11 protein-coding genes, 1 tRNA gene and 1 pseudogene are annotated in these 13,252 nt (G+C 54.2%); 5 read left to right on the forward strand and 8 right to left on the reverse strand.

The window, feature by feature from the left end; translation table 11 throughout:
• Nucleotides 1-37: 37 nt before the first annotated feature.
• Nucleotides 38-1,245, reverse strand: a protein-coding gene (locus BEI65_RS21595) for an IS3 family transposase (protein ID WP_088499556.1) whose coding sequence is annotated in 2 segments (ribosomal slippage) — nucleotides 38-924 and nucleotides 924-1,245 — 1,209 coding nt in all. Because the reading frame shifts where the segments join, the coding sequence is not laid out codon by codon here.
• A gap of 272 nt (nucleotides 1,246-1,517) precedes the next feature.
• Here BEI65_RS21595 and BEI65_RS26890 point away from each other — a divergent pair.
• Nucleotides 1,518-1,913: an MFS transporter gene (locus BEI65_RS26890; RefSeq protein WP_142591083.1), complete on the forward strand. Its 396-nt coding sequence runs from the start codon at nucleotides 1,518-1,520 to the stop codon at nucleotides 1,911-1,913.
• A 28-nt stretch (nucleotides 1,914-1,941) separates the two neighbouring features.
• Here the strand turns inward: BEI65_RS26890 and BEI65_RS21600 are convergent, their stop codons facing one another.
• The 3 genes and pseudogenes from BEI65_RS21600 to BEI65_RS21610 all read right to left on the reverse strand — a co-directional run bounded on the left by BEI65_RS21600 (nucleotide 1,942) and on the right by BEI65_RS21610 (nucleotide 4,612).
• The gene (locus BEI65_RS21600) at nucleotides 1,942-3,462 is read right to left on the reverse strand and encodes a conjugal transfer protein TraG N-terminal domain-containing protein (RefSeq protein WP_099065043.1); all 1,521 of its coding nucleotides are present in this window, start codon (nucleotides 3,460-3,462) and stop codon (nucleotides 1,942-1,944) included.
• Nucleotides 3,459-3,656 (reverse strand): annotated as a pseudogene (locus BEI65_RS21605) (hypothetical protein); the annotation flags it as partial. The pseudogene BEI65_RS21605 and the gene BEI65_RS21600, both read right to left, overlap by 4 nt.
• A gap of 161 nt (nucleotides 3,657-3,817) precedes the next feature.
• Nucleotides 3,818-4,612: a helix-turn-helix domain-containing protein gene (locus BEI65_RS21610; RefSeq protein ID WP_099065044.1), complete on the reverse strand. Its 795-nt coding sequence runs from the start codon at nucleotides 4,610-4,612 to the stop codon at nucleotides 3,818-3,820.
• 87 nt (nucleotides 4,613-4,699) lie between these two features.
• Here BEI65_RS21610 and BEI65_RS21615 point away from each other — a divergent pair, with 87 nt between their 5' ends.
• Entirely contained in the window at nucleotides 4,700-5,890 is a 1,191-nt protein-coding gene (locus BEI65_RS21615) for an MFS transporter (RefSeq protein WP_039991721.1), read from the forward strand.
• Nucleotides 5,891-5,984: 94 nt separating this feature from the next.
• On the opposite strand, the gene BEI65_RS21620 is transcribed toward BEI65_RS21615, so the two are convergent.
• Nucleotides 5,985-6,902, reverse strand: coding sequence for a LysR family transcriptional regulator (locus BEI65_RS21620; protein ID WP_004958547.1), 918 nt, complete (start codon nucleotides 6,900-6,902; stop codon nucleotides 5,985-5,987).
• Between the two features lie 130 nt (nucleotides 6,903-7,032).
• On the opposite strand from BEI65_RS21620, the gene BEI65_RS21625 reads away from it, so the two are divergent.
• Genes BEI65_RS21625 through BEI65_RS21635 form a run of 3 tightly spaced genes read left to right on the forward strand, consistent with a single transcriptional unit; the run spans nucleotide 7,033 to nucleotide 9,836 of the window.
• Nucleotides 7,033-8,430 carry an amidohydrolase family protein gene (locus BEI65_RS21625; RefSeq protein WP_039991723.1) on the forward strand — a complete coding sequence of 466 codons (1,398 nt, stop codon included), beginning with the start codon at nucleotides 7,033-7,035 and terminating at the stop codon, nucleotides 8,428-8,430.
• A gap of 14 nt (nucleotides 8,431-8,444) precedes the next feature.
• A complete protein-coding gene (locus tag BEI65_RS21630) occupies nucleotides 8,445-8,918 on the forward strand; it encodes a DMT family transporter (protein ID WP_004958554.1) in 474 nt (157 codons plus the stop codon).
• Nucleotides 8,919-8,975: 57 nt separating this feature from the next.
• On the forward strand, nucleotides 8,976-9,836 hold the full coding sequence (locus tag BEI65_RS21635; protein ID WP_004958559.1) for an SMP-30/gluconolactonase/LRE family protein: 861 nt from the start codon (nucleotides 8,976-8,978) through the stop codon (nucleotides 9,834-9,836).
• A gap of 848 nt (nucleotides 9,837-10,684) precedes the next feature.
• Here the strand turns inward: BEI65_RS21635 and BEI65_RS21645 are convergent.
• The 3 genes from BEI65_RS21645 to lptF form a co-directional block, all read right to left on the reverse strand.
• A tRNA-Leu gene (locus BEI65_RS21645) sits at nucleotides 10,685-10,769 on the reverse strand.
• Nucleotides 10,770-11,019: 250 nt separating this feature from the next.
• Entirely contained in the window at nucleotides 11,020-12,090 is a 1,071-nt protein-coding gene (lptG, locus tag BEI65_RS21650) for an LPS export ABC transporter permease LptG (RefSeq protein WP_099065045.1), read from the reverse strand.
• The gene (gene lptF, locus BEI65_RS21655) at nucleotides 12,090-13,184 is read right to left on the reverse strand and encodes an LPS export ABC transporter permease LptF (RefSeq protein ID WP_099065046.1); all 1,095 of its coding nucleotides are present in this window, start codon (nucleotides 13,182-13,184) and stop codon (nucleotides 12,090-12,092) included. Before lptF ends, lptG begins: the two co-directional genes overlap by 1 nt.
• Nucleotides 13,185-13,252: the final 68 nt, after the last annotated feature.

A 13,252-nucleotide genomic window follows, 5' to 3' on the forward strand; every position in this document is an offset into this window, starting at 1 on the left:
TGATCTTGACCCACCATCTCCGGACAGCTTTTGTATCTTAGGTTAACGATGCACGTTGCCGCCGGTATTCTCTCGGAGAGTGATATCCCAGCGCACTGTGCGGGTGGTTTTCATTGTAATGCGTGAACGCCGCTGCAAGGTTTCGCAGGGCTGTTCTCACATCCGGTTTCGGCATGAACGCGATATAGTCTTCCTTCATCGTCTTCACGAACCGTTCGGCCATGCCATTGCTCTGCGGGCTGCTCACCGCTGTTGTACACGGCTCCAGATTCAGCTCTTTGGCGAACCTCCGCGTTTCATGCGCGGTATATGCTGAACCGTTGTCCGTCAGCCACTGCACTGGTGTTTCCGGCAGCCTGTCGCCGAAGCGCTTTTCCACCGACCTCAGCATCACATCCTGCACCGTCGAACTGTCGTAGCCTCCGGTGCTTGCAGCCCAGTCTATGGCCTCTCTGTCGCAACAGTCCAGCGCGAACGTAACCCGCAGTTTTTCTCCGTTGTCACAGCCGAACTCGAAGCCATCTGAACACCAGCGCATATCGCTTTCTGCCACCGCTATTTTGCCCTTATGTTCACGCTTTGGCCGCTCTGGTTTGTCATGCAATAACAACAGATTATGCTCGCTCATTATCCTGTAAAGCCGTTTGGCGTTCACGGGTGTCAGCCCCTCTGTGCGACGTTGCTTACGCAGGATGCCCCACACACGGCGATAGCCGTAACTGGGCATATCGCTGATGATATCGAGGAGCTCTGACAGTATTTCAGCGTCTGCTTCATCATTACGCCGCTTACAGCGCCTGTCCTGCCAGTCGGCAGAACGGTTAATTCGCAGTGACAGCTGCGCACGCGACACGCCCATGGTGCGGCTGACCAGGGCTATTCCCCGTCCTTTGGCAACAAGGGCGCGTGCGCTATCCATTTTCGCGACTGACCGTACTCCACAGCTTCTTTCAGGATCTCAACTTCCATCGTCTTCTTGCCCAGCAGGCGCTGAAGCTCCCGGACCTGCTTCAGAGCAGCAGTAAGCTCAGAAGCTGGAACGACTTCTTCTCCGGCCGCAACGGCGGTGAGGCTGCCTTCCTGATACTGCTTCTTCCACTTAAACAGCAGGCTGGGCTGGATGCCATGCAGGCGGGCGACATGGGAGACATTCATGCCTGGCTCCATCGTCTGCTGGATAATGGCGATCTTTTCCTGAGGAGTTTTACGTTTACGGACTTCTTGCCCTAACAGGATCCCGGTCATCTCAAAATTGGTGTTAGTGTTAGACATATATTCAAGCCTATCTCTTATCTGGAGATACAGCTACTGTCTGGTGTTTCAGGGGGCTACATCAGATTTAGAAACAAAATCATCTCTCGGGGAACAGAATACTTTACTAAGCCTGAGGTAGTCATCAGACACAGAAAAACCAACCTGGACAACTGTTGTCAGTGGTGGCCGACAAATAGTAATTGGTTGTTATTTCGACTATAGTGGGCGAAATAAACATATTCCTTTGGCATTTAGGGGGGGTAATGGAACAATCAAATCATGAACGAGCCTACCAACGCGGGAGAAATGTCGCCAAGGCTTGGAAACGCCTGTCATCTGCAATGAAACATTGGGACAATGTATGCGTAGGGAAGGTTCAGGAGAGAAACCTTCCCTCTTGGATAGGACACATTCCTATTGTATTTTTGGGTGTAGTGCTTGTCGCTCTGTTATCGACATATGCCATTGTCAGTTTAGCCAGCTTGGGTTGTATTATTGCTCTTTGGGCAGTAGCTTCAATCATTCAGAATGCTTTACGACAAACAACTGGTGCAACAAGTCAGACAAGACTAAAGAAAAACAGTTACGAACGTTTTTCATGGGAAAATGAACCTTATAAAAACACATATGATAGGCAGACTTGGCACCAGAATGATTAAGCCGGATATACAATCCAGCCTTATTTTTTCATTTACTGGCTTGCTGTGTAATAGCACTTCCCGCTGCACTTCCCAACTGACTACCTGCAGCTTTTGAATCTTGAGTTCCTGTGCTGATAGCCTGGCCAAGTGCATGCCCCATACTAATCCCCGCCCAAGAAAGTGCCCCTAACCATACCGCCGGTAACACGATAAACATGCACCCCATTACTAGGTTCATAATCAGGTCATCCGTGCTGTTTTGGAACCCGGCTACATTCCAACGACTGTGTGTATCCGAGCCATATAGTGCTTCCAGCAGCCAACTGTCCAGCCAGCGCGCCAGCTCCCACCAGAACGTCAGGAAATTCAGCGCAAACACCACGAATGTCACCGTGATCACCGTCTTATACTCATAGGCTGCGAATGCCAGGATGAGCGGCACCATGATATACACCGCCATCAACAGTACCGCCTGCACCATCGGCAGCGCCTGACGCATCGCATCAAATGCCGGATACGCCGCCAGGCTCCCCAGCGCGGTCCCGCCCATCGAGGCAATACGGTTAACCGAGTTGTCCAGGGTAAAGTCAGCGTTACCACCATAGCCAGCATACGCCCGTCCGCCCTGGGAGACGGTCAGGTTATCTGGGCTGACCAGGCGGCGCACTACCGCCTCTTTATAGTCCGCATCTGGCTGCCCCATCATTTTCAGCGCGGCGGACATCCGCAGCATCACGCCCGGGTCGACCTGTTTCACCACGCGGGCCTCCAGGCCCGTCTCGCCGGCTGACCACCACTCGCTGCAGGTCGGGTACCCACCCCGTCCGGTGTTTGGCCGGCCGCTGTCCCTCGCCTCATTCCACGGGAAGCTGGCTCGCGGCGTTTTCGACTGCAGGTTGTTGTAGTAGCCGTTCAGGAAGGTTTTCGACCCCAGCCACTCGATATCACGCAGTGTGGCCTTGTCGGTCGTTTGTCCCTGGTCGCGGTTCTGCCAGGAATACAACGCTAGCGCGTAGCAGTCGTTGGTGAAGTCCTGCAGCTCCTTTGCCAGTGCTGGGTTGTTGACCCGACTGTGCTGGACCTCAAAGCGGACCTGCCGCAGATCCGGCCGGCACGGAATGGTGGCCACGGCCGCCGAGGTGATCCCCTTCGACAGCTTATGCACTACCAACCACCACACCGGCACCTTCGCCGTTTGGCCGTTCATACTCGACATGATATTGGCGTACCCGGTTTCATCCGGCTTTTTGGGTGTCCAGGTACCGCAAGTTGCCGCCCGACTGCTGTCATATTTGATGGTATCCAGGCTGACATTCATCAGCGGCAGGCAGCAGGCAAGCATCACAAAAAACGCGCCGTAGAGCAGGTTCTCGATGCGCGGCAGGGACAACATCCCTTTGTTGCCCTCATCCTCACCTTCCTCACGCACCTTCAGCCAGATGGCCGCCACCTTGAACAGCAATGGCAGCACAAACAGCCCAGTGCTGACCAGCAGCTCCCACAGGCCGTTGTTAATCAGCCAGCCGAGCAGCGTCAGGAAATACTCCAGATAGCTGTTGGTCATCATAACGTCAGCCCTCCACCAAAGAGGCTGTATTCACATGCCAGGGCAAATACCGCGCACGCGATGGCCATGCGTTTGAGCAGTTGCCGGTATTCTGGCTTGCAGCCCGGTGCGTGCCAGATTTTCCAGAATCCCCAGATCAGCACGGCGTAAAGCGCCAGACGCCAGCTCAGCCAGCCATAACGGGTGCTGTGCACTGAAGTGGCCGACAAAAATTGGCCACGACATGAGAGCATTTCTAGAACCAATGAACGTTCGCTCCTGGCACAGGGCTACCCACGACAATACCAAAGGGCATCTATGAGCGAACAGCGGACGTTGACGTTCTTTATAAAAATTCGGTTTGTGTTGTTTTGCATTAGTTTAGAGACGAAAAATATTGCGTCCGTGATTTACCCAGCGCTTTTCTGAACATCGTAATAAACGCGCTGACCGAATCATATCCCAGCGTTCCGGCTACACGCTGCACGGACTGACCTTCAGCCAGATGGCTCAGGGCAATCATCAAATGCAGTTGTTGACGCCAGCGACCAAAGCTCATTCCTGTCGCCTCTTTTATCAGCCTGGCCAGCGATCGTTCGCTGGTGACCAGATGTGCAGCCCACTGCTTTAACGTTCGCCGATCATCAGGCTCATTAAAAAGTGCCTCCGCCATATTCCGGATTTTAGGATGATCGGATACGGGAAGATGGAGCGCTTCAACCGGCACATCCGGAATATGCTCCAGCAGCACCGCTGCGAGCCTGGCAGTTTTACTGTCAGGAGAATAAGCCTGTCCCTGCTCTGCCAGATACAGAACAAGCTCGCGGACCAGAGAAGTCATCGCCAGGGTACAGCAGATTTCCGGCATCGCTGCCGCGCCGGGTTCGATGAACAAAAAGCAGGTATCTGCATTCTTCGTGACCCGGCAACTGTGGGGAATTTTACCCGGAACCCAGACAGCATGTCCCGGTGGAACAAGCCACAGCGCATCCTCAACCTCACAGCTCACTGCACCGCGCAAAGAGATAATAAGTTGTCCCTTACGGTGAGAGTGCGGACTCTGACCTGCATACTCGCCTGACGATGATACATGCAGCGCGATAGCAGCCTGACTGAAAGCATCGGCATTAAACTCATCCGGTGAGGTCACCGGTTTTTTATTAACTGGCATGATTTAGTTATATGTTGTCAGATTATCTATATTCTGTAACTCATGCGTCCTTTAAAGTCTTTCTTTTTACCAGAGAAAGCAAAATTTATGTCCCACACTACGAACAAGTGGTCTTCAATCATACTTGTGACCGGCATCCTTTTTATAGCTATCAACCTGCGTGTTCCTTTTACCGCTATCGCACCCGTTTTAGAGTCTATTCGCCATGATTTTGGGCTAAGTATTACTGCCGTTGGGTTGCTTAACTCGCTGCCTTTGCTGGCCTTTGCCGCCTTTTCACCGCTGAGCGCATCCATCTCACACAAGTACGGTCTTGAACGCACCCTTTTTGGTGCCTTGGCCGTGATTTCAGCGGGCATCCTGCTTCGCTCCGCAGGCAGTGTCTGGGCGCTTTATGGCGGAACCATATTGATAGGTATCGGGATTGCCCTCGGCAATGTCCTGCTGCCTGGCCTTATCAAACGTGACTTTTCTGGCAACGTGGCTTCCGTGACGGGGGCATATTCCATCACCATGGGCGCGGCTGGTGCTATTGGTTCAGCCATTGTCATTCCTCTGACGCAGGGCTGGGGCTGGAACATCGCGTTAGCCATGCTGGTTATTGCACCGCTGCTTGCGTTGCTTTTATGGTTGCCCCAGTTAAAGATGAAGCATCAGTTGCCAGGAGAGGGTGAGAAAAAAGCGGCGACCGTCGCGGTCTGGCGCTCGCCTCTGGCATGGCAGGTCACCTTGTTTATGGGCCTGAATGCGATGCCGTTTTATGTTGCTGTCGGCTGGCTACCCGCCATTCTAACGGACAGTGGACTCTCCTCAGCCCAGGCCGGTGAAGTACACGGCATTCTTCAGCTGACCACAGCTATTCCCGGCCTGATTCTGGCGGCCACGCTGCATCGCCTCAACGATCAGAAAGCAGCCGCTGCCGGCGTCAGCCTGTTAACCGCTGCGTCCTTTATCGGCATCCTATACCTGCCAAATCTGGCGATGTTGTGGGCTGCTCTTCTCGGCTTCGGCTCGGGTGCCAGTATGATGCTGGGCCTGACCTTCATCGGGCTACGTACCAAAAATGCCGGTGACGCCGCCGCGCTGTCAGGCATGGCGCAGAGCGTCGGTTATCTGATGGCGGCGATGGGTCCGCTGTTGCTGGGCAAAGTACAGGAGTTGTCCGGAGGCTGGACATTGCCATTACTGATGACCGCAGCAATCGCGGTCGCTGGTGCCTGCACAGGAATGGCTGCCGGACGAAATGCACACCTGGAACCGGCACAGCAGCCGGGCTGAATTTGCTGACACTGCAGGAGAGCGCTCTGTTCTCCTGCTGTGGATACTCTCCATTATCGTTCCGATAAATATTCCTGCTACTTAAGGCGACCTTTTACAGAGAAGACCGTTTTTGACCTGCGCCATCGTTAAAAAGCCCGGCGACCCAGTCAGCAAAAGCACGCACTGCGGGAGAGAGAAAACGCTGATGCGGATAGAGCATCGTCACCGGCACTGAAGGTGGCTGCCAGTCCGCCAGAACCTCGACCAGCTTGCCTTGCTGCAGATTCTCCGAAATCACATTCTCAGCAAGCTGCGCCAGCCCAAAACCCTCAAGACACAGTCTGATATAGAGTCCCGTTTCGTTAACGGCTGCGTCTCCTTCTACCGGAACGGAAAGCATCTCAGTGCCACGCGTAAAACGCAGTTCATTGGTCCGTCTTCCCGAACCGGAGAAATAATGGATCGCACGATGCTGCGACAACGCTTCCGGCATCTCAGGGATACCGTACTCCCTGAGATAGTCCGGCGAGGCACAGGTCACCCAGCGAAACCGGCCAAGGGGACGGGCAACCAGCGTGGAGTCGGTTAATTCCCCGGTTCTGATGACGCAATCCACACCCTCCTGAACAAGATCAACCTGCCGGTCGCTGACGCCAATCATCAGATAAATATCCGGATAGAGCCGGTAAAAATCTTTCAGATTCGGCATGACGATAAAATGGGCGATCCCACCGGGCATATCTATCCGCAGTCGCCCCTGGGGCCGCCTGACGGAATCGGTCAGGCTGGATTCCGTGTGTTCAATCAGTGAAAGGATTTCCCGGCACTGCGCAAGATACTGCAGGCCTTCAGGAGTGAGTCTGACCCGCCTCGTCGTCCGGTTAAGCAGACGCACCTGCAGGTATCTCTCCAGATTTTTAATCGTGCTGGTGACGGTGGAAGCTGGCAGTGACAGTGTCTCTGCCGCGCGCACAAAGCTTCCGGCTTCAGCAACTCTTATAAAGACCTGCATAGCCTGAATCCGATCCATCGTCCTGCTCCTGGGTAAAAGTGAGTCTGATTATTCGCGAATTATGAATTATGAAAACGTTTTAAGCATCTTTTTTAGGCTAATGACGTGGCGTATCGTTTCCCCATTAATCAGGAAAGAGGCAGGTTTAATGACCGACTACATCCGAAATATTGTTAACAATCAGAATGTCACTTCACGGGCTACGTTGATTCGTGGCGCGACGATACTGAGCATGGACGGGAACGTCGGTAACATTGAGCGCGGCGATATTCTCATCAACGGCTCAACGATTACCGCCGTGGGCCAGAACCTTGATGTGCAGGGTGCGCATGTCATTGATGCCACCAACATGATCGCCATGCCGGGAATGGTCGATTCTCATCGTCACGCATGGGAAGGACAGCTGCGCCGCATTAACCCAAACGCCACCTGCCTGGACGACTACAGCAACGCCACGCACTTCTCCTTCGCTAAATATTACCGTCCTGCCGATATCTATGTTGGCAACCTGCTGACGGCGCTGGGCGCTATTGACGCGGGCATCACCATGATGATCGATAACTCGCACAACAGCCGAACCGCAGCGCATTCCGATGCCGCCGTGGAGGCCCTGCTTGATACCGGCATTCGTGCCATTCATGCTTCCGGCGCACCGGTAGCTGGCGAATGGGATAAAGCCCACTGGCCGGGAAACTGGCAGCGTCTGCAGGATAAGTATTTCACCGACAACCCTGAAAGCCTGGTCTCTCTCGCCGTCATGGCCCAGCTGGAGCCGGAGTTGTGGGCCGAGGCCCGCAGGCTGGGACTGTCGATTGTCACTGAGTTCTTTGGCGCTGAGATGGGGTCTGAACTTGAGTCGCTGCATCAGCAAGGGCTGCTGGGTCCGGACAATATTTTCAATCACTGCACGGCGCTGCCCGACCGGGGATGGAAAATTCTACGGGAGGCCGGTGTCCGGGTGAATGTCTGCCCGCGCTCAGATTCGCACTATGGCATCGAAAGCGGGATGTTCGCCATTGAGGCCGCGCAGCGTCATGGCATCAACCCTGGCCTGAGCGTAGACAATGAAACCTCGTACAGCACCGATATGTTTATGGAGATGCGCGTCGCCTTTTACCTGCAGCGCGTGATGGGCATGCATCAGCAGCAGTGCTGCGATTCTGAACATGCGCTGAAAACGCTTCCGGCGGCGCAACTCCTTAAAGCCGCGACTCTTGATGGCGCTGCCTGTGCAGGGCTGCAGGACAAAGTGGGCAGCCTGACGCCAGGCAAACAAGCCGACCTGGTGCTGATTAGCGTCAGTGATCTCAATCTTTACCCGTCCGGCAATGCCTTTGGCACGGTGGTTCATGCCGCCGAGCGCAGCAACATCGACACCGTCATGATCGGCGGACGCATCGTTAAACAGAACGGTAAGGTGCTGGGCGTAGACAGCGCGCGACTACGTGCGGCGATTGATGAGTCGCGTGAGCACCTTTTTGCAGCCTCTGGCTACCAGCCTGACATTTTTGCTGACACCTTCCTGCCGCTGGTGCAGGCCGACTGACCAGGGTGAAAAGCATGGGCATGATCTATTACGTAATCGCTTTTGCCGCAGGTCTGGGGATCACCCTGCAGACGACCCTGAACAGCCAGCTGGCAAAGGGACTGGGCGGCGACCCGGTCACTGCGGCGCTGTTTTCATTTACGGCGGGCGCGTTCAGTCTGGGGATTTACGCGCTGCTGCGGGGTGGGTTGATGACATCGCTAGCGGCGATCCCGTCGCAACCCCTCTGGAGTCTGGCGGGCGGAATGATAGGCGCATGTGCCCTGTTCAGCTATGTCGTGCTTGCGCCGAAAATCGGGTTTTCAGCTCTGCTCGGGCTGGCGATTGTCGGACAGTTACTTTCCTCGCAGATGATTGACCATTTTGGCTTGCTGGGCGCTGTGCGGCGTCCGGTTTCGTTACTCAGGCTGGGGGGAATGGTTGTCATGCTGATCGGACTTGCCGTCATGCTTTTCGGCGATCGGCTCTCTGCACGTTTTCTGCAGTAACTGCGTTATCCACTTTTGCCCTCGTGCAGTACGACCTTTTATATCCGGAGGATTATCATGTTTTCAATTGCAGCTGAGGTCAGGAATACGCTCGGAGAGTGCCCGCTGTGGTGTGAAAGAACCCGCAGGCTCTACTGGACTGACATTGAAGCCAGTGAACTGCTCGCCATAGAAGAAGGCAATGATGCTGTGATGCGCTGGTCGCTGCCTGAACGCCTCGGCTCCTTTGCACTGACTGAACAAAGTCACATTCTGCTGATGGGATTCGCGTCAAGGCTGGCTTTCTATGATCTCAACAGCGGGTTAATTACCCCAGTGGCCGCTTCACCGGGAGGCACCGGCACCCGCATAGGTGATGGACGATGTGACCGTGCCGGTAATTTTGTCTTCGGGACGATGGATGACGGTTATCCCGTTAAAGTCATCGGTAAGTTTCATCGACTCAACGCGGCAACGCTGACTGTTGAGATGCTTGCACTGCCCGATGTCGCTATACCGAACAGCATCTGTTTCAGCCCCGATGGCGGCACGCTCTATTACTGTGACTCGATGCAGGGTCGGATAATGTGCTGTGATTACCCCTCGCTGCAGAACCAGCGCGTGTTCGCCGAAAGCGAAGGCAGCGGCGCGCCTGACGGCTCCTGCGTGGATGAGATGGGCTATCTATGGAATGCTGAATGGGGGGGGAACCGTGTTGTCCGTTACCGCCCGGATGGGACCACAGACGTTATTCTGACGTCACCTGGAATCCAGAGCACCTGTCCGACACTCGCCGGTGAGGGTTTTACCCGTCTCTATTGCACCACGGCTACAGTGGGACTCACTGCGCTGTCTGAATATGACGGTGCATTGCTCAAAGCTAAATCTGATCTCAGTCCCGGATTACCTGAAAACCGCTTTGCGGCACACACAGTTTAATGGTTTTGATACTGATAGAAATTTGGCAGTTCTGGCTCAAAGAAAACGTCCGCTTCTGGCACAGAGCGGACATTTTAACTTTGCCCCGCCCCGGACATCTGAACTTAGTTTTGACATATGTTGTGGTGGCTCAATGATAATGTCTATTTGTGGCTAATTAGGAAGCTAAAAACTTGCCTTTAAATGGCATTCTAGGTAAGGAATTAGTTGTTTCATAAAATCATTATTGGTTTGGGTTAAGGCGAGCTCTTCCCAGCCATCTGTGGAAAGTATGAAAACCGTTGAGAGGATGATAGTCATTTTCCTTGCGCGGAATGATGATCTGTATCCATAGACTTTGAATACACCTATTTCTGTATGAATCCTACTGATTTTAAAAGGTAAAAGTGATTCTGACTGTTGCTTCATTAAGCCCCCTTCAAATCTTTAAAATCTACAGGCAAGGTTAGCGATATACGTTACCATTGAATTATATAAAACGTTGACAATGTCCGCTCTTGGCACTCAGCGGACATATGGGCTTAGCTTTCACAACTGTGTGACTGGAAGGCGGCTTGGACTGACATTCTCCCTTCTAATGAATACAGTGCGGACTTAACAGCGCCCCTCTTGGCACATCCCTGACGTCCCCACCTTCCAGGCTTTTACCTCTTTCAACCGCTCACATTGCTCAAAACCGTATACCACTTAAAATCGAACTTCCGATATACGGATCGGTATCCTGTATCATGCGATATGCCAACAGATACCATCAGATATTATGAGAACAAGAAACGAACAGAATTTAGAGTATCTAGCTGATTTCAGAAATAAAAAAAGCCGCCCTTAGGCGACTTAATTGCATCGTATGGTGCCGAAGGCCGGACTCGAACCGGCACGTATCTCTACGGTTGATTTTGAATCAACTGCGTCTACCGATTTCGCCACTTCGGCACTGCAAGTAGTATGCGGAAAACGTGGGCATTATACCTTTCAGCGATCCGCGTGCAACACTTATCCGTTGTTCAATGAGTTAAGTGCTGAAAAAATCGTCGCCGAGGTTACGTTGGGCCCGTTTTGTGGGCGCAGCATGCGGCGCCCCGACGTCCAACCATCACCAATCCCGCTCTGCGCCTCACCAGGCGCCAGAAACAAAAAAGGCGTAACCCAATGGCTACGCCTTCTTAAACTGGCTGTCGCGCCGCTACTTGCGTTTTAGCAGCATATAAACGCTGATCAACAAGAACAGCATGCTTGGCAGCAACGCGCCCAGCACCGGCGGCATGTTGTACACCAGGCTTAGCGGGCCGAATATCTGGTCCAGTACGTAGAACAGGAACCCGAAGCTGATACCGGTCACCACACGCACGCCCATCGGCACACTACGCAGCGGCCCGAAGATGAACGACAGCGCCATCAGCATCATCACCGCAACGGAGAGCGGCGAGAACACCTTGCTCCACATGTTCAGCTGGTAACGGCTGGCTTCCTGGCCGCTCTGCTTCAGGTACTTCACGTAGTTGTGCAGGCCACTGATGGAGAGAGAGGTTGGATCCAGCGCCACCACGCCCAGTTTGTCCGGGGTCAGGTTGGTTTTCCATTCGCCGGTCAGCGTTTGGGTGCCGGTCACTTGTTTCGGGTCGGTCAGATCAGAGGTATCCACCTGCGAAAGCTTCCACACGCCGTCTTCAAAGCTGGCGGTCGCGGCATAACGCACCGTCTCCAGTCTGCGCTGGTCGTTGAAGTGGTAGATGTTTACGCCGGAAAGCTCTTTCTCGCCCGCTACGCGTTCGATATAGATAAAGTCGGTACCGTCTTTCGCCCACAGACCGTTCTTGGTGGAAAGCAGTGAACCGCCGTACATCTGCTGTGCACGGTAGTTACGCGCCATCTGGTCGCCCTGCGGTGCCACCCACTCGCCAATCGCCATGGTCAACAGCACCAGCGGGATGGCGGTTTTCATCACCGAACCGGCGATTTGCATGCGGGTAAAGCCAGAAGCCTGCATCACCACCAGTTCACTGCGCGTTGCCAGTTGCCCCAGGCCGAGCAATGCACCCAACAGGGCCGCCATCGGGAAGAAAATCTCGATGTCTTTCGGCACGCTCAGCAGGGTAAACATCCCGGCGCTCAACGCCGTATACTCGCCCTGGCCCACTTTACGCAGCTGGTCGACGAACTTGATGATGCCGGAAAGCGACACCAGCATGAACAGCGTCATGATGATGGTGTTGAAAATTGTCTTACCGATATATCGGTCTAAAACACCAAACATCAGGCCGCTCCTCTCAGGCGTGCACGCAGCTTACGCATCGGCACGGTATCCCACAGGTTCAGCGCCAGCGCGATCGCGAAGTACGCCGCGTTGACTACCCACAGCCATATCATCGGATCCAGCTTGCCCTTGCCGCCGTTAGAACGCAGCGAGGTCTGCAGCAGGAAGAATATCAAATACAGCAGGATGGCCGGCAGCATGCTCAGCACGCGGCCCTGGCGCGGGTTCACCACGCTGAGCGGTACCACCAGCAACGCCATAATTACCACCGACAACACCAGCGTCAGGCGCCAGTGGAACTCGGCGCGCGCGTCCGGATCGTCAGACGCCAGCAGCGTCGTCATCGACATCTGCTCGGCCTGGTTGCCGTCCACGGCGACCGCACGGTGGCCTACCACGGCTTTATAGTCATTGAAATCGGTAATGCGGAAGTCACGCAGCAGCGCGGTGCCCTCAAAACGGGTGCCCTTGTCCAGCGTCACTACCTGCGAACCGTCTTTAATCTGGTTGATCTGGCCGTGCTCGGCCACCACCACGGAAGGGCGTTGGTTGCCGTTCGGCCGCAGTTGCGCCAGGAACACGTTGTTGAAGGTGCTGCCTTTAACGTTGCCGATAAACAGTACCGCGTTGCCATCTTGCGAGGTTTTGAACTGCCCTTCCGCCAGCCCGGCAATACTGGGGTTGGCTTTGGCTTCGCTGAGCACCACGTCCTGATAGCGCGAGGCCATGGGACCTGCCCAGAACACGTTGACCGCTGCCACAACGGAGGTGATCAACGCCAGCACCATCGCCGAGATAATCAGGGTTCGTTTACCCAGTCCGCAGGCATGCATGACGGTGATTTCGCTGTCGGTATACAGCCGCCCAAGCGTCATCAATAGGCCGAGAAACAGGCTTAATGGCAGGATTAGCTGCGCCATCTTCGGCACACCCAATGCGAGCAAAGAAAGAACTAAATTTGTCGGGACATCGCCGTCCACCGCATCGCCTAACACCCTGACCAGGTTCTGACAAAAGAAGATCAGAAGCAGGATGAACAAGATCGCGATTTGGCTCTTTAGCGTTTCCCGTACCAGATATCTTATGATGATCACGCTTATTACGCCTGTGAAAACTTGTCTTTTTGCAGGAAAATCGATAGTTTCATCGCTAATCCGCCATT

Origin of the sequence: Serratia sp. BW106 (genome assembly GCF_002607755.1) — a bacterium.
Lineage (GTDB): Bacteria > Pseudomonadota > Gammaproteobacteria > Enterobacterales > Enterobacteriaceae > Serratia > Serratia proteamaculans.

Coding starts and splice junctions, on each gene's coding strand:
- BEI65_RS21615 (WP_039991721.1), top strand. CDS start 4,700: ATGTCCCACACTACGAACAAGTGGTCTTCAATCATACTTGTGACCGGC.
- BEI65_RS21600 (WP_099065043.1), bottom strand. CDS start 3,462: ATGATGACCAACAGCTATCTGGAGTATTTCCTGACGCTGCTCGGCTGG.
- BEI65_RS21630 (WP_004958554.1), top strand. CDS start 8,445: ATGGGCATGATCTATTACGTAATCGCTTTTGCCGCAGGTCTGGGGATC.
- lptG (WP_099065045.1), bottom strand. CDS start 12,090: ATGTTTGGTGTTTTAGACCGATATATCGGTAAGACAATTTTCAACACC.
- BEI65_RS21610 (WP_099065044.1), bottom strand. CDS start 4,612: ATGCCAGTTAATAAAAAACCGGTGACCTCACCGGATGAGTTTAATGCC.
- BEI65_RS26890 (WP_142591083.1), top strand. CDS start 1,518: ATGGAACAATCAAATCATGAACGAGCCTACCAACGCGGGAGAAATGTC.
- BEI65_RS21635 (WP_004958559.1), top strand. CDS start 8,976: ATGTTTTCAATTGCAGCTGAGGTCAGGAATACGCTCGGAGAGTGCCCG.
- BEI65_RS21625 (WP_039991723.1), top strand. CDS start 7,033: ATGACCGACTACATCCGAAATATTGTTAACAATCAGAATGTCACTTCA.
- BEI65_RS21620 (WP_004958547.1), bottom strand. CDS start 6,902: ATGGATCGGATTCAGGCTATGCAGGTCTTTATAAGAGTTGCTGAAGCC.